Source organism: Sphaerisporangium dianthi, assembly GCF_042654065.1.
In the GTDB taxonomy this organism is placed as follows: domain Bacteria; phylum Actinomycetota; class Actinomycetes; order Streptosporangiales; family Streptosporangiaceae; genus Sphaerisporangium; species Sphaerisporangium dianthi.
Genome location: NZ_JBHSFP010000054.1, coordinates 1 through 18,293, shown reverse-complemented (window position 1 = coordinate 18,293; position 18,293 = coordinate 1). Strand labels below are relative to the sequence as shown.

Genomic DNA, 18,293 nt, shown 5'->3' with positions numbered 1-18,293 from the left:
GCGCGCGAACGATCAGCGCGAACCGAACTCCTCGTCGATGAGGGCCATCAGATCATCCCCACCGAGCTCGTCCAGCACGGCGTCGTCGACGTCACGGGTGTTCGCTTCCCCGATCCTCGCCAGCATCACCCGCAGCCGCGTCACGACGGTGTCGGCCGTCCCGCGGTCCGCCCCGGGCGCCGACAGGATCGTGGACTCCAGCCGATCGATCTCCGCGAGCACCGCGTCGGCGTAGCCACGGCGGTCGCCATCGAGCAGGGTGAGCAGGTGCGTCGCGAGCTCGGCGGACGTCGGGTGGTCGAAGACCAGGGTGGCGGACAGCCGCAGGCCGGTCGCCGCACTCAGCCGGTTGCGCAGTTCGACCGCGGCGAGCGAGTCGAACCCCAATGCTCGAAACGCCTTCGTGGCGCCGACCACGCCCGGTGAGGTATGTCCGAGCACCGCGGCCGCCTCGGTCCGCACGAGGTCGGTGAGCACATCGATCCCCTGGGCCCCGCTCGCGTCGTTCAGCCTCTGGCGCAGGGACTTCGAGCGAGCGACCGGGCGCGAGGCGTGACCCACCAGTCCGCGGAGCATCGCGTGCGGCGGCTCCGCACCGGCACGCACGGCGTTGGCATCCAGAAGGGCCGGCACGACGACCGGGCGGTCCACGGCGAGTGCCAGGTCGAACAGGGCCAGCCCGGCCTCCGGCGTCAGCGGCAGCAGGCCGGCCCGCCGCACCCGGGCCGAGTCGGCCTCGCCGAGCCGAGCCGCCATTCCGCCTCCGGTCCACGGGCCCCACGCCAGGGACGTCGCCGCACGGCCCTCAGCCCGACGTCGGTGCGCCAGTGCGTCGAGGAAGGCGTTCGCCGCCGCGTAACCGGCCTGGCCCGCGCCACCGAAACCACCCGCGACCGAGGAGAACAGCACGAACCGCGACAGCTCCAGGTGCTTGGTCAGCTCGTGCAAGTTCGTCGCACCATCCACCTTGGCCCGCAACACGTTGAGGACGCGGTCCGCGTCCAACGCCGGGACGATCCCGTCGTCGACGATTCCGGCCGCGTGAACGACGCCGGTCAGCGGCCGCTCCGGCGGAATCGTGGCCAGCACGTCCGCGACCGCGACGGGGTCGGCCACGTCGCATGCGGCGAGCCGCACGTCCGCGCCGAGGGCGGTCAGTCGCGCGGCGAGCTCCGCCGCTCCTCGCGCGTCGGCCCCCCTCCTGCTGGCCAGCAACAGGTGGCGCACTCCGTGCTCAACGACGAGGTGTCTGGCCACCGCCCCACCGAGCATCCCGGTCGCGCCGGTGACCAGCACCGTTCCCGCGGTGTCCCAGCTCGGCGCCACCTCCGGCGAGCCGGTGCGGGCGAGCCGGGGCACGAACAGCTTCCCGGCCCGCATCGCCAGCTCCGGTTCGGCGTCCGACAGCGCCGTATGGACCGCGACGGGTACCGACCGCCACGACTGCGGATGGTCGTCCACGTCGAGTATCAGCAGCCGGCCGGGGTTCTCCATCTGCGCGGAACGCAGCAGCCCGCATGCCGTCGCCTGCCCGAGGTCACCGCCGTCGGCGCCGAGGTCGACCGGCGCGACCGACCGTGTGAGGAAGACGAGTCGCGATCGCGCCAGGCGGTCGTCGGCGAGCCAGGTCTGGACCAGGCCGAGTGTCTCCACGGTGGCCCTGCCGACCGCCTCGGCCGTCATGCCACCCGCCGCCGGGCAGCGCACGAGCAGGACGTCCGGGATGGTCACGGCAGCGCGTGCGGCGGTCAGGTCCGGGTATCGGGCCGCGCCGATGGCCACCGCCATGTCGGCGTCAGCGTCGTCCGCGCCCACCACCGCCCACGTGTCCGCGTCGTGGTGGTCCGGCCGGTCCGCGCTCCGCGCCTCATGCCAGACGAACTCGAACAACGAGTCAGGCTGGGTGGTCGCGAGCCCGTTCCGGCCGGCCGGGCGGAGGTTCAGCGCATCGATGGTCACGACGGGCGTGCCGGCGTCGTCCATGGCGACCACCGAGACCGCGTTCTCCCCCGCCGGGGACAGCCGTACCCGCAGCCTGGTGGCGCCCCCCGCGTGGAGGTGCACCCCGTGCAGGGAGAACGGCAGCAGTACGCCTTCCGCCAGGAACGAGCCGGCGCCCATGGCGTGCAGCGCCGCGTCGAGCAGCGCCGGGTGCACACCGAACCGCTGCGCGTCGGAGCCGCACTGCCGCGGCAGCCGGACGTCGGCGTACACGTCGTCACCGCGGCGCCATGCCGCGGTCAACCCCTGGAACGCGGGCCCGTAGGTGAACCCCCGGTCCGCCGACCGCTGGTAGTGCTCCTCGACCTGTACCGGATCCGCACCCGCCGGCGGCCACTGTCCTGGTCCGTCCGGCACGACCCCGGCCCGTTCCGCGCTCACCGCGGCGGTCGCGTGCCGGGTCCAGGCGGCGTCGACCGTGCCGGCGAGCGCCCGCGAGTACACGGTCACGGCGCGTTCGCCGTGCTCGCCGGGACCGTTGAGCACCACGCGCAGCTGCGTGTCCCCCTCCTCCGGCAGCAGGAGCGGGGCCTCCAACGTCAGCTCCGCCACCGTGGGGCAGCCGACCGAACGTCCCGCGGCCAGGACCAGCTCCGCGAACGCGGTGGCCGGCAGCAGGACCTGACCGAGGACCGCGTGATCAGCGAGCCACGGGTGCGTCCGGAGCGACAGCCGTCCGGTGAGCACGGCGCCGGCCGAGTCCGGTAGCTCCACGCTCGCGGTCAGCAGCGGATGGTCCAGCTCGGTCAGCCCGTGCCCGGACGCGGTCGTCGGCGCGGCCGAGCCGCCGAGCCAGTAACGTCGTCGCTGGAACGCGTACGTCGGCAGGTCGACCGTCCGGGCGCCGTGGCGGGCGAGGACGGCCGGCCAGTCCACGTCAGCGCCACGCACGTGCAGCGTACCGACCGCCGTCAGGAGAGACCCGACCTCCCCGCGGCCCGCGCGCAACGTGGCGAGGACCGCGGTGTCGTCCCGTTCACCGTCGAGGCATTCGAGCGCGGCGGCGACGAGCGCGCCGTCCGGACCCAGCTCCACGAAGGTGGCGACCCCCATCCCCCGTGCCGTCGCGACGGCGTCGGCGAACCGCACCGCGTCCCGCACGTTGCGCACCCAGTACTCGGGTGTGCCGAGCTCGGCGCCGGCCGCCACACCGGTCACGGTGGACACCACGGGCAGCACCGGTGCGCTGAACGAGACGGCCTTCGCGACCTCGCGGAAGGCGGCGCACATCGGCTCCATCAGCGGTGAGTGGAAGGCGTGGCTGGTCCGCAACCGCGTGGTCTTGCGGTCTCGGTCGGCCCAGACCCGCGCCACCTCCGCGAGCGCGGACTCCCGTCCGGAGACGACGACCGAGCCGGGCGAGTTGATCGCCGCGATCGCGACCTCGCCGCCGAGGTCGGCCATCGTCGCCAGCACCTCGGTCTCGCTCGCCCGCACGGCCGCCATGGCCCCGCCCTCCGGCAGGGCTTGCATGAGCTTGCCGCGCGCCGCCAGCAGTTTCGTCGCGTCTTCGATGGACAGGACACCGGCCACGTGCGCGGCCGCGAGTTCACCGACCGAGTGGCCGCACACGACGTCCGGCCGCACACCCCACGACCACATCAGCCTGAACAACGCGACCTCGAGCGCGAACAGCCCGGCCTGGGCGAACGCGGTCTGGTCCAGCATCGCCGCCTCGGCGGATCCCGGTTCGGCGAACAGCACCGTCTTCAGCGTGCGGCCCAGGTGCCCGTCGAGGTGGGCGCACACGGTGTCCAGGGCATCGGCGAAGACCGGGTACGCGCGGTACAGCTCCTGCCCCATCCCCGCGCGCTGAGCGCCCTGGCCCGAGAAGACGAAGGCCAGTTTCGCGTCGGTGACCTCACCCACCGCCACCGCGCCGCTGCCACGTCCTTCCGCGACCGCGTCGAGTGCCGTGCCGAGTTCTGCGACGTCCCTGGCCAGCACCAGGGCCCTGGTCTGCAGGTGCGCCCTGGTCACCGCGAGGGATCGGGCGATGTCGGCCACACGGAGACCGGGATGCGCGTCCAGGTGCCGGCGCAGGCGGCGAGCCTGCTCCCGGAGAGCAACGGCGTCCTTCCCCGACAGCGGACAGGGCACGCGGTCGGCGGGTCCGACGTCAGGGCGGTCGTCGGCGGCGGCCGCCGGCGCCTGCTCGAGGACGAGGTGTGCGTTGGTGCCGCTGATGCCGAAGGAGGAGACACCGGCCCGCCGCGGGCGGCCGTTGTCCGGCCAGTCGCGTGCCTCGGTCAGCAGCCGCACCGCGCCGGTCGACCAGTCCACGTGCGGGGTCGGCTCGTCCACGTGCAGCGTCTTCGGCAGCCGACCGTGCTGGAGCGCCATCACCATCTTGATCACACCGGCCATGCCAGCCGACGCTGCCGTGTGCCCGATGTTCGACTTGACCGAGCCGAGCCAGAGTGGCCGGTCCTCGTCACGTTGCCCGTAGGTCGCGAGCAGTGCTTGCGCCTCGATGGGGTCGCCCAGGGTCGTGCCGGTGCCGTGTGCCTCCACCGAGTCCACGTCGGACGGCTCCAGCCCCGCGTCGGCCAGCGCCTGCCTGATCACCCGCTGCTGAGCGGGGCCGTTGGGCGCGGACAGGCCGTTCGACGCGCCGTCCTGGTTGACGCCGGAGCCGCGGAGCACGGCCAGCACCCGGCGCCCTGCGCGGCGTGCGTCCGACAGCCGCGCCAGCAGCAGCATGCCGGTGCCTTCGCCCCACGCGGTGCCGTCGGCGGCGGCGGCGAAAGGCTTGCACCGCCCGTCCGGCGCCAAGCCGCGTTGCCGGGAGAACTCCACGAACGCGGTGGGCGTCGCCAGCACCGCGACGCCACCCACCAGAGCCATCTCGCACTCGCCCCGACGCAGTGACGACGCGGCGAGGTGCGTGGCCACCAGGGACGACGAGCACGCCGTGTCCACCGTGATGGCCGGCCCTTCCAGGCCGAACGCGTAGGAGATCCGGCCGGACGCGACACTCGCGGCGTTCCCTGTGCCGAGGTAGCCGTCGACGCCCTCGGGGACGCCGTCGCCGTTTCGGCCGTAGTCGCCGCCCGCGACCCCGGCGAAGACCCCGATCCGGCGACCGCGCACCGAGTCCGGCGCGATGCCGGCCCGCTCGAACGCCTCCCACGACGTCTCCAGCAGCAGCCGCTGCTGCGGGTCCATCGCCAGTGCCTCCCTCGGGCTGATCCCGAACAGGTCGGCGTCGAAGTCGGCCGCGTCGTAGAGGAACCCGCCGTGCCGCACGTAGGTCTTGCCCGGCTTCCCGCCGGGATCCGGGTCGTACACCGCGTCGACGGCCCACCCTCGGTCCGCCGGGAACTCGCCGACGGCGTCGACGCCGTCGGCGACCAGCGCCCACAGCGCCTCGGGAGTGGTGACACCGCCGGGAAAGCGGCAGGCCATCCCGATGATGGCGATCGGGTCGTCGGTGCCGGTGACGACCGCCGCGGGCGTCGTCGCCTCCTGGTGCCCGGACTGGGCGAACATCTCGACGTACAGGTGCCGCGCCAGGTCGTCCGGCGTGGGGTGGTCGAACACCGCCGTGGCGGGCAGGCGCAGCCCGGTCGCCGCGGCGAGCCGGTCCCGCAGTTCGACCGCGGTCAGGGAGTCGACCCCGAGCTCGCGGAACGCCCTGGCCGCCGCGACGTGTTCGGACGCGGTGTGACCGAGCACCGCGAGAACGTGACCACGCACCAGGTCGAGGAGGGCACCATGCCGCTCCCCCTCGGTCATCCCGAGCAGGTCCCGGGCGAGCTCGGACGATCCCGCGGCTGCCGCGACGGGCGGCTGACCGGTTCGGAGCACGTCCGCGACCTCAGGGATGTCCTCGATCAGCGGACGGCGGCGCGCGATGGTGAAGGTCGGGACGAACCGCTCCCAGTCCAGGTCCGCCACGGTGAGAGTGGTCTCGCCGTCGTCGAGTGCCTGTTGGAGGGCCGCGATGGCCAGGTCCGGGTCCATTGTGCGGATGCCGCGCCTGCTCAACGACTCGTCGGCGGTCGCGTCCACCATGCCACCGCCCGCCCAGCTTCCCCACGCGATCGAGGTGGCCGGCAGCCCACGCTGTCGGCGGTCCTGCGCCAACGCGTCCAGGAACGCGTTCCCCGCCGCGTAGGCGCCTTGTCCGGCACTGCCCCACGCGGCCGCGCCGGAGGAGAACAGCACGAACGCGTCGAGCTCCGCGTTGTCCACCAACTCGTCCAGGTTGCGTGCGCCCGCGACCTTGCCGCCGACCACGTCCGCGAACCCGGCCGGATCCGTGTCGAGCAGCGGGGCGCGCTCGCCGATGCCGGCGGCGTGCACGACCACGTTGATCGGCGGCAGCTCGCGGAGCATGCCGGCGACGGCGTCACGGTCGGCCACGTCGCAGGCTTCGACGGTCACCCTCGCACCCAGCCCGGTCAGTTCCTCCGCCAGCTCGGTCGCACCGGGCGCGGCGGGCCCTCGACGGCTCACCAGCACCACGTGCTCGGCACCGCCTTCGGCCAGCCACCTCGCAATCCGGGCGCCGATCGATCCGGTTCCGCCGGTCACGAGCGCGGTGCCGCGGCGCCGCCACCCTGGTGCCGGTCGCACGGTCCCGCGCGGCGCACGGCACAGCCGCCGGACGAACACCCCGGAGTCCCGGACCGCGAGCTGGTCCTCCCCGCGCCCGTCCGCCAGCACCGCGACCACGCGGCGCGCGGCGCGTTCGTCCAGCGAGTTCGGGACGTCGATGAGCCCGCCCCAGCGTTCCGGGTGTTCCAGACCGATGACCCGGCCGAGTCCCCACACCTGCGCCTGGGCGGTGCCGCGCAGCGGATCCCAGTCTCCTGCCGACACGGCGCCGCTGGTCACCGACCACAGGGGCGCGCATAGCCCGGCATCGGCGAGTGCCTGCACCAGTGCCAGCGTCGACGCGACGCCGGCGGTCAGCGAAGGGTGGTGCGGCACGGGCCGTTCATCCTGTCCCAGCAGCGAGACCACCCCGATCGCGCCGGGATACGCGGCCAGCTCCTCGGCCAGCGGTTCCCGGTCGGCGTCGCCGACGGTGATCGGCACGACCCGGGCGCCGTGCCGGCCGAGCGCGTCGCGGACATCGGCCGCCATCCCGCCGTCCGCCATGTGGCTCGGGGTGAGAAGCAGCCAGGTCCCGTCGAGCACGGTGGCCTCGGTCCGGGCGAGTGGCCGCCACTCCACGCGGTACCGCCACGAGTCGATGGCCGCTTGTTCCCGCCTGCGCCTGCGCCAGGCGGACAACGCGGGCAGCGTCCCCCGCAAGCCGTCGAGCACCACCGCGTCCTGGAACTCCGGAGCCTGCTCCAGAGCGGCCAGATCGGCGTCTTCGACCGCTCGCCAGAACCGGGCCTCCTCGGCGTCGGCCGGGCGCCCGCGGTCCGCGGCGGACGGTTTCAGCCAGAACCGCTGCCGGCGGAACGCGTAGGTCGGGAGCGGAACCGGACGCCCGGGGTGGGCGGCGAGCACCGCACGCCAGTCGACGTCCAGGCCGGACACGTACGCCTCGGCGAGTGAGACGGCCATCCGCTCGACGCCACCGTCACCGGACCGCAACGAACCGACGACCACCGTGGCACGCCCGGTCTCCTCGATCGTCTCACGCAGCCCGTTCCTGAGCACCGGATGCGGGCTGACCTCGACGAACGGGCCGAACCTCTGCCCGATCAGCGCGCGGGTCGCGTGTTCGAACCGCACCGTGTCACGGAGGTTGCGGAACCAGTAGTCCGCAGTCAGCTCGGTGGTCGCCAGTTGCCCGCCGGTGACGGTGGAGAAGAACGGCACCGCCGAGCGTCGCGCCTCCACCGTGCCGAACACGTCGGCCAGCTCCGCGCGCAGAGAGTCCACCTGGGCGGAGTGCGACGCGTAGTCCACCGGCAGGCGCCGGACCCGAATGCCGTCCCGTTCACACGCCGCCAGGAACTCCTCCAGTTCCGGCACGTCTCCGGACACCACGACCGACCGCGCCCCGTTGACCGCGGCCACCGAGAGACGGTCCTGCCACGGCGCCAACCGGGCTTGTGCCTCGTCCACCGGCAGAGCGGCCGACACCATCCCGCCCCGGCCGGAGAGGGCGCTCAGGCAACGGCTGCGCAACGCCACGATCCTCGCCGCGTCCGGGAGCGACAGCGCGCCCGCGACGTACGCCGCGGCCATCTCTCCCTGGGAGTGCCCCACCACGGCGGCGGGTTCGACCCCACAGGCGCGCCATAGCTCGGCGAGGGAGACCATGACCGCGAACAGCGCGGGCTGCACCACGTCCACCCGGTCCAGTGACGCGGCCCCCGGCTCGCCCCGGACCACGTTGACCAGCGACCAGCCGATCCACGGCGCCATCGCCTCGGCACACGCCCGCACGTGCTCGGCGAACAGCGGCGACGAATCGAACAACTCACGCCCCATGCCCGCCCACTGAGAGCCCTGGCCGGGAAAGACGAAACACGGCTTGGTCGCGCCGAACGCCGTTCCCTGCACCAGTCGCGGCGCCGGGACTCCGCCGGCGAGCGCGGCCGTCCCGGCCGTGAGCGCGTCGCGGTCCGCACCGAGGACCACGGCGCGGTGCGGCATCGTCGCCCTGGTCGTCACGAGTGCCAGGGCGACGTCGGCCGGCTCCGGGTCCTCGGTCGCGGCGAAGTCGGTCAACCGGCCCGCCTGGGCGCGCAACGCCTCGGCGGTGCGGCCCGACAGCACCCACGGCAGCGGCGCCGTGCGGTCGAACGGTCCCCCGACCGGCGGCTCGGTCGCCGGTTCCCGCTCCGGCGTCGGTGCCTCCTCCAGGATCACGTGCCCGTTGGTGCCACTGACCCCGAAACCGGAGACGCCCGCGCGACGCGGCTGGTCGGCGCGCGGCCACGGCCGGTCCTCGGTCAGTAGCGACACCGCGCCCGCAGACCAGTCCACGTGTGGCGTCGGCTCGTCCACGTGCAGGGTCCTGGGCAGGCGGCCGTGCCGGAGAGCCATCAGCATCTTGATCAGTCCGGCCACGCCGGCCGCGGCCTGGGTGTGCCCGATGTTCGACTTCACCGACCCGAGCCACAGTGGGCTGCCGGGTGGCCGGTGCTGCCCGTAGGTGTCGATCAGCGCACGGGCCTCGATCGGGTCGCCGAGCGTGGTGCCGGTGCCGTGCGCCTCGACGACGTCGACCTGCGCTGCCGACAGCCCGGCGTTCACCAGCGCCTGCCGGATGACCGCCTGCTGGGCGAGACCGTTGGGTGCGGTCAGGCCGTTGGACGCCCCGTCCTGGTTCACCGCCGAGGCCCTGATCAGCCCCAGTACGGGCCGACGGTGGCGCACCGCTTCGGAAAGCCGCTCCAGCAGCACGACACCCGCGCCCTCACCCCACCCGGTGCCGTCCGCGGCCGCGGCGAACGCCTTGCACCGCCCGTCCGGCGCGAGCCCACGCTGGCGGCTGAAGTCAATCAGCACACCGGGGGTGGCCATCACCGCAACGCCGCCGGCGAGCGCCATCGAACAGTCGCCGTGCCGGAGTGCCTGGCAGGCGAGGTGCACGGCGACCAGCGCGGAGGAACACGCGGTGTCCACGGTCATGGCCGGACCTTCGAGACCGAGCGTGTAGGCGACCCGGCCGGACACGACGCTGGTGGCGTTGCCGGTCAGGAGGTAGCCCTCCGCACCGTCCGGCGGGTCGCTGAGGTCCCCTCCGTAGTCCCGTCCGGACACGCCGGCGAACACGCCGGTCTGGCTGCCCCGCATGGAGCTCGGGTCGATGCCGGCCCGCTCGAACACCTCCCAGGTGATCTCCAGGAAGAGCCGTTGCTGCGGGTCCATCACCAACGCCTCGCGCGGGGAGATGCCGAAGAACTCGGCGTCGAAGTCGGCGACCCCCTCCAGGAACGCGCCGTTGCGGGTGTAGCAGGTGCCCTTCCGGTCCGGGTCCGGATCGTAGAGCCCCGCCGTGTCCCAGCCGCGGTCCGTCGGAAACCCGCCGACGGCGTCGACACCGCCGGCCACCAGTTCCCACAGATCCTCCGGTGATCGCACCGAACCGGGGTAGCGGCAGGCCATGCCCACGACCGCGATCGGCTCGTGTTTGCCCGACTCGGCGGCGGCCAGCCGCCTGTTGGCCTGGTGCAGGTCGGCGGTGACCATGCGCAGGTACTTGCGGAGCTCGTCCTCGTTCGCCATGGTGCTGCTTCCTGGGGGTCGTGGCCGGGGCAGGGGCGGAGCCGGGTCAGCTCGCCCCGAGCTCCCGGTTGATGAAGTCGAACATCTCCTCGTCCGTGGCCGTCGCCAGGTGGCCCGTGAGCGAGTCGCCGGACTCCTCCGATGGGTCGTCGCCCCAGGCCAGCAGCAGGTGGCGCAGCCGTGCGGTGATCTTGGACCGTGCGGTGTCCCGCGGGGCGACCCCGGCGAGCGCGGCTTCCAGGGCGTCGATCTGCACCAGCACCGGCAGGTCGGTCACCGCTGCGCCCGCACCAAGTTCGGTGTCCAGGTACACGGCGAGCGCAGCGGGTGTCGGGTGGTCGAAGACCACTGTCGCCGGCAGCTTGAGACCGGTCGCCGCAGACAGTTCGGTGCGCATCTCCACGGCCGTGAGCGAGTCGAAACCGAGTTCCCGGAACGCCCGGTCCGCGCTGATCTCCTCGGTGTGGTCGTGTCCGAGCACCCGCACCATCGTGTCCCGGACCAGCTCTACGAGAGCGTGGGCGCGCTCGTCGGCGGACAGCCCGGCCAATCGCTTCGCGTACGGCGGCGCCTCGGCCGCGTCGCGCCGGTCCTGCCGGGTTCCCTCGTCGGCGGCCAGGTCACGGACCTGCGGCAGATCCTCGATCAGAGGTTGGCGCCGGTTGAGCGTGAAGGACGGCGCGAACCTCGTCCAGTCCACGTCCGCGACGACCACGAAGGTCTCGTCGTGGTCCAATGCGGCGCCGAGCTCACGCATAGCCGCCTCGGGCGCCATGGGGATGATCCCCCTGCGGCGCAGCCACTCGGCCGGCGCTCCCCTGGACATCCCGCCGCCGTCCCAGGCGCCCCAGGCGATCGAGGTCGCTGGCAGGCCTTCGGCCCTGCGGCGCGACGCCAACGCGTCCAGGAAGGCGTTCGCGGCCGCGTAGAGCCCCTGGTTCCCGCTGCCCCACACCCCGGCGATCGAAGAGAACAGGACGAACGCGGTCAGATCGTGGGACTTGGTCAGGTCATGCAGGTTCGTCGCGGCTCGCACCTTCACATCGAGCACCTCGTCCACCCGGTCGGCGTCCACCGCGTCGACCGGCGCGTTGGCGAGCACCCCCGCGGCGTGCACGACCGCGGTGAGCGGGCAGTCGTCGGGGATCGCGTCGATGACGGCGGCGAGCGCGGCACGGTCCGCCGCGTCACACGCCGCGATCGTCACCCGTACTCCCGAAGCGGCCAGGCCGGCCGCCAGTTCGGGTGCGCCCGGGGCGTCCACACCGCGCCGGCCGACCAGCACCAGGTGCTCGGCGCCCCTGTCTGCCAGCCAGCGGGCCACCCGCGCGCCGAGTGCCCCTGTTCCGCCGGTCACCAGCACGGTGCCCGACACCCACCGGCCATCCGGCACCTCCGACCGGGCGGCGCCGGCGGGCACCAGCCGCCTGGCGTGAAGCCCGGACGGGCGAACGGCCAACTGATCCTCACCAGAGGTGCCGCACAGCGCTTGCACGAGCCGGTCGATGGTGTTCTCACCGACGAGTTCGGGCAGGTCCACCAGGCCGCCCCACCTGCTCGGATGTTCCAGGGCGACCACCCTGCCCAGCCCCCAGAGCTGGGCTCCGACCGCATCCACCACCGGATCGGTGCCGTCGACCGACGCGGCGCCGGCCGTGACGCACCACAGTGGGCTCTCGATGCCCGCGTCACCGAGCGCCTGCACCAGCAGCGTCATGTCCGCCACGGGGCGCCCCGGGTCGGCGTGGTTCCGCCCGGGCACGGCCAGCAGGACGCCTGCCGGCGTGGTGTGCGCCGCGATGGCGGTCAGCCGCTTGGCAAGGGTCGTCCGGCCGGAGCCGGCTTCGGACATCGGCAGCGGTAGCACCTCGGCTCCCCGGTCCGCCATGCCTTCGGCGAGCCGCGTTGCCCAGCCGGTGTCCCGGCTGTCGGGGGTGACGAAGAGCCATGCGCCGCGCAGCGCCGGCTCGTGCTCGTCGGGGACCGGTTTCCAGCCGACCCGGTAGCGCCAGGCGGCACCACCGGTCGCCGCAGGCACCGTCGGCCAGTAGCGGCGCCGCTGGAACGGGTAGGTCGGGAGGTCGACCCGGCGCGCCCCGGTGCCGGCGAAGAACGCAGGCCAGTCGACAGAAGCGCCGCAGGCGTGCAATTCAGCCACACCGCGGACGACGGACTCCGGCTCGGCCACGCCGTCCCGGATGGCCGGGACGAACGCCACGCGGTCCTGGGCGCAGGCGGCCCCCATGGCCGACAGCACACCTGTCGGGCCGAGTTCGAGGAAGCGGTCGACGCCCAGACCGGCGAGTGCGTCCACCGTGTCGGCGAACCGCACGGTCTCCCGGACGTTCCGCACCCAGTGCTCCGGATCGGCCAGCTCCTCGGCGGTGGCGACCAGGCCGGTCACCGTGGACACCACCGGAATCGCGCCACGGCCGAAGGACAGTCCCGCCGCCACACCCCGGAACTCGGCGAGCATCCCCTCCATGCGGGCCGAGTGGAAGGCGTGGGCCACTCGCAACCGCTTGGTCCTCCGCCCGGCGAACCGGTCCGCGAGTGCCGAAACAGTGTCCTCGTCACCGGACAGCACAACGGAGTCCGGGCCGTTCACGGCCGCGAGCGACACCCCGTCACCGAGAAGTGGCGCCACCTCGTCCTCGGTGGCCTGCACCGAGACCATCACCCCACCGGGAGGCAGTGCCCGCATCAGCCGGCCGCGCGCCGCCACCAGGGTGACCGCGTCCGCGACCGGCAGCAGTCCGGAGACACAGCCGGCCACCACCTCGCCGACAGAATGGCCCATCACGTAGTCCGGCGCCACGCCCCACGAGCCGAGCAACCGGAACAACCCCACACCGAGCGCCAGCGCACCGGCCTGGGCGTAGTCCGTCCTGTCGGCCAGCGGCGATTCCGGGCCGGCGAACATCACCGCGGCCAGCGGCTCGTCGAGCCACCGGTCGAAGAGCCCGCACACCTCGTCGAACGCGTCGGCGAACACCGGGAAACGGGCGTGCAGCTGTGCGCCCACACCGGCGTGCCGCTCCCCTTGCCCGGGAAAGCCGAACGCCAGCAGGCCATCACCGGCCGGGGATTCGAGCGTGCCCTGGGTACGGCGGCGGTCCGCGAGCGCATCCAGGCCGGCGAGCAGGTCAGCCCGGTCCGCCGCGAGGACGACCCCACGGTGTTCCATCGCCGACCTGGTGGTCGCGGTCGTGAAGCCGATGTCGACGGGTGACAGGCCGGGATCGGCGGCGACGGCCTCGTGCAGCCGGCGCGCGGCGGCGCGCATGGCGGCTTCGGTCCGGCCCGACAGCACGCATGGCACCAGCGGGAGTTCGAAGGGCTGACCATCGTCGACGTCATCGTCGGCGTCATCGGGCGCCTGTTCTACGATGACGTGGGCGTTGGTGCCGCTGATCCCGAACGACGACACCCCGGCCCGCCGCGGCCGCCCCGTCTCCGGCCAGTCCTGTTCCCCGGTCAGCAGTTCCACCGCACCCGCCGACCAGTCCACGTGCGAACTGGGCTCGTCCACATGCAACGTCCTGGGCAACCGGCCATGCCGAAGCGCCATCACCATCTTGATCACACCGGCCACACCCGCCGCCGCCTGCGTATGACCGATGTTCGACTTCACCGACCCCAACCACAACGGCCGATCCACCGGCCGACCCTGACCATAGGTCGCCAGCAACGCCTGCGCCTCGATCGGATCACCCAACGTCGTACCGGTGCCATGCGCCTCAACGGCGTCCACATCGGACGACTCCAGACCGGCGTTCGCCAACGCCGCACGGATCACCCGCTGCTGCGCGGGCCCACTCGGCGCCGTCAACCCATTCGACGCACCATCCTGATTCACCGCCGAACCACGCAACACCGCCAACACCCGACGCCCATTACGCCGCGCATCCGACAACCGCTCCAACAACACGATCCCGGCGCCCTCCCCCAACCCGGTGCCGTCCGCACCCTCCGCGAACGACTTGCACCGGCCGTCCCCGGCGAGACCGCCCTGACGCGAGAACTCGGCCAGCAGCTCGGGTGTCGACATGATCGTGACGCCGCCGGCCAACGCCAGCGTGCACTCACCGTTGCGGAGTGACTGCGCCGCGAGGTGCATCGCCACCAGCGACGACGAACACGCCGTGTCCACCGTCACCGCCGGCCCCTCGAAACCGAACGCGTACGAGACCCTGCCGGCCACGACACTCGTCGCGTTCCCGGTCATCAGATGTCCGTCCGTGCTGTCGGGCGCCACCCTCAGCACCGTTGCGTAGTCGCTGCCCGCGACTCCCACGAACACACTGGTTTGACTGCCGCGCAGGGAAGTCGGGTCGATACCTCCCCGCTCCAGCACCTCCCACGACGTCTCCAGCAGCAACCGCTGCTGCGGATCCATCGCGAGCGCCTCCCGTGGGCTTATCCCGAACAGCCCGGCGTCGAAGTCGGCGGCGTCGTGCAGGAACCCACCCGCCCCGGTGGCGATGCGGACGCGCGCACCGGTCCCCGAGCGGTACTCGGCGTCGGCCGGCCAGCCGCGCCCGGCAGGCAGGTCCGAGAGCGCCTCCCGCCCATTGACCAGTAGTTGCCACAACTCTTCCGCGGACCCGACGCCGCCGGGGTACCGGCACGCCAGTCCGATGATCGCGACCGGCTCACCCGCCTGCGCCGCGTCCGGTGGTGGTGTCGTGGTACCGGCGGGTTCGTTCGCCAGACGCGAGCCGAGGTGCGCGGCGAGCGCGGCGGGAGTCGGGTGGTCGAACACCACGGGCGCGGACAGGCTTAGTCCGGTGGCATGGGCAAGCCGGTTGCGCAGCTCCACGGCCAGCACGGAGTCGAGCCCGGCCTCTGTGAACGTCCGCCGGCTCCCCACCGCCTCCGGCGAGTCGTGGCCGAGCACCACGGCCGCGTGCGAGCACACCAACTCGACCCATGCGCGGCCGCGCTCCGCATCGGTCAGCCGCGCCAGACGCAGGGCGAACGACGGCTCGACGCGGTTGGTGTCCCGATCGGCCTCGCCCGCCTCGCGCAACGCTGCGACCTCGGGCACGTCGTGGAACAGCGGGCTGGGCCGCACAGCGGTCATCGCCACGAAGTAGCGGTCCCAGCGGACATCCGCGACGAGCGCGTGCACCTCATCATGGGCGAGCGCCTGTCGCAGCGCCTCGATGGCCAGGCGCGTGTCGATGGCCGGAACGCCGTGCCGGTCGAGCAGGGTCCGGACGGCGCCGGTCGCCATCCCGGAGCCCTGCCAGGCGCCCCAGCCGATCGACGTCGCCGGCAGGCCCGCCGCCCGCCGGTGCTGCGCCAACGCGTCCAGGAAGGCGTTGGCCGGCGCGTAGTTGCCCTGTCCGGGGACGCCGAACGTGGCGCCTGCCGAGGAGAACAGCACAAAGGCCCGCAGTTCCAGGTCCGCGGTGAGCTCGTGCAGGTTCAGCGCGGCCGTCATCTTGGCGTGGAGCACCCGGTCGATCTGCTCGAACGTCAGCGCTTCGATCACGGCGTCATCGAGCACCCCCGCGGCGTGCACGACCGCGGTCAACGGCCGGTGCGACGGGATGCCGGCCAGCAGCCGCCGCACCGCGGCCCGGTCCCCGGCGTCACAGGCCGCGATCGTCACTGCGCACCCGCTGCCCTCCAGTTCGGCGGCCAGCTCGGTCGCACCGGGTGACTTCGGCCCGCCGCGGCTGGTGAGCACCAGGTGTTCCGCGCCGGCGCGCGCGAGCCACCTCGCCACGTGTGCGCCCAAAGCACCGGTGCCACCGGTGATCAGGACGGTGCCGCTCGGCTGCCAGGCGGATGGCGTCGCCGCCCCGTCCAGCGGCGCTCGGACCAACCTCCGGGCGTGCACACCGGAGGATCGCACCGCGAGCTGGTCCTCGTCCTCGGCGAGCACCGCGGACACCAGCCGGCGCAGAGCGGCGCGGTCCGATGCCGGCGGCAGGTCGATCACGCCGCCCCAGCGTGCCGGGTGTTCCAAACCCATGACCCGGCTGAGGCCCCACACCAGGGCCTGCGCCGGGGCGGGCAGCGGCTCGGTGGCATCGGTCGCGACCGCGCCGCGGGTGACACACCACAGCGGAGCCTGAACGCCGACATCGCCGAGTGCCTGTATCAGGGCGACGGTGTTGGCGAAGCCCCGCGGCACCGCGGCGGACGGGCCGACCCTCTCCTCGTCGAGGGTCAGTGCGGAGATGACGCCGGCGAGCTCGCGCCCACCGGTCGCCTCCCGCAGCCGCTCCGCCACTTCATCCCTGCCCAGGCGCTGGTGGCCGAGGCTGACCGCGACGATGTCCGTGCCCTCGTCGCGCAGCCCGGCGAGCTCGCCGAACGCCTGGTCGTCCGCCGTGACGACCAGCCAGGTGCCGGGCAACGAGGTCGGCTGCGACTCACCGAGCCGCGTCCACGTCACCCGGTAACGCCAGGAGTCCACCACGGTCTTGTCCTGGCTGTTCTCGCGCCACCGCGCCAATGCGGGCAGCACCGCGCTCAGCGGCTCGTCACCGGCGACCCCTAGGGTCGCGGTCAGCGTCGCGAGATCCGCGTTCTCGACCGCTTCCCAGAACGCCCCGTCCGCTCCACCCGCACGTTGTTCCCGCTGTTCAACGGCTGGTTCCAACCAGTACCGCCGCCGCTGGAAGGGGTACGTCGGCAGCTCGGCCACGCCGCGTCCCACCGGGAGTCCCGCGGCCGGGTCCGCACGGATGCCCCGGACGTGCGCCTCGGCCACGGACAGGTGGAACTGCCGCAGGTCCTCCGCGTCCCGGCTCAGGGTCTTGGTCACGACGACCTGGTCCCGGTCGACCGAGTCCGGCAACGCCTCGACATTCTCCTGGATGGCCGACACGAGCACCGGGTGGGCACTGACCTCGATGAAAGCCCTGTGCCCGTGTCGCGCCAGGGTGGCGATGGCCTCGTCGAAGCGGACCGGCGCGCGCAGGTTCCGGTACCAGTACTCGCCATCCAGGGTCGCGGTGTCCACCAGCTCGGCGGTGACACCGGAGCAGAACGGGATCGGCGACGACCGGGGCCGGACAGGTTCGAGCACGTCGAGCAGCCCGGCACGCAGCTGTTCCACCTGTTTGGTGTGGGACGCGTAGTCGACCGCGATCCTGCGAGCCCGGATGCCGCGTGCCGCGCACACCGACAGCAGGTCGTCGAGGTCGGCGACCGCACCGGCCACCACAACCGCGTTCGGCCCGTTGACGGCCGCGATGGTCAGGTTCGGCAGCCGCTTCGCGAGCAGTCGCCGAACCTCGTCCGCGGGCCGCGCGACCGACACCATGCCGGCGCCACCCGGCAGTCCGGCCACCGCCCGGCTGCGCATCGCCACCACGCGCGCGGCGTCCTCGAGGGACAGCGCGCCGGCCACGGTGGCAGCGGCAACCTCGCCCTGCGAATGCCCGACGACCGCGGCCGGCCGGACCCCGAAGGTGCCCCACAGGTCGGCAAGCGCGACCATCACGGCCCAGAGGACCGGTTGCACCACGTCGACGCGATCGAGCGAGGGCGCGTCGGCACCACGCAGGACGTCGACCACGGACCAGTCGACGAACGGCGCCAGCGCCCGCTCGCACCTGGCCAGTGACTCGTCGAAGGACGGCATCGTGTCGAGAAGACCGACGGCCATCCCGACGCTCTGCGTGCCCTGGCCGGGGAACACGAAGACGGGTGACACGTCCGTGCCGTCTCGGCCGGACGTGTCGCCCTCGACCACGTTGGCCGCCACCTCCCCGCGCGCCAGGGCGGACAGGCCCCGCAGCAGGTCCACGCGGTCCTCGGCGATGACGACCGCGCGGTGCTCGAACCGCGTCCGGGTGGCGAGGGCCGCCACGTCCACAGGCCGCAGGACGGGGTCCTCACCGAGTGCGTCCGCCAGCCGCAGCGCCTGTGCCCGGAGAGCGGCCTCGCCACGTGCCGACAGCAGGCAGGGCACCAGGGAGGGGTCCGGGGAGTCACGCGCGGGCTCGGTGCCGGCTTCGGCCCCTTCGAGGATGACGTGTGCGTTGGTGCCGCTGACCCCGAACGAGGACACCCCGGCCCGCCGCGGCCGCCCCGTCTCGGGCCAGTCCTGTCCCTCGGTCAGCAGCCGCACCGCACCCGCCGACCAGTCCACGTGCGGACTCGGCTCGTCCACATGCAACGTC

General features: G+C 73.2%; 2 protein-coding genes. Both read right to left on the bottom strand.

Going from position 1 to position 18,293, the window contains the following annotated elements; genetic code table 11:
• Positions 1-12 precede the first annotated feature (12 nt).
• Complete coding sequence (locus ACFO60_RS38520; protein ID WP_380851655.1) at positions 13-10,146, bottom strand: type I polyketide synthase; 10,134 nt, start codon at positions 10,144-10,146, stop codon at positions 13-15.
• A 46-nt stretch (positions 10,147-10,192) separates the two neighbouring features.
• Positions 10,193-18,283, bottom strand: coding sequence for an SDR family NAD(P)-dependent oxidoreductase (locus tag ACFO60_RS38515; RefSeq protein ID WP_380851652.1), 8,091 nt, complete (start codon positions 18,281-18,283; stop codon positions 10,193-10,195).
• Positions 18,284-18,293 lie beyond the last annotated feature (10 nt).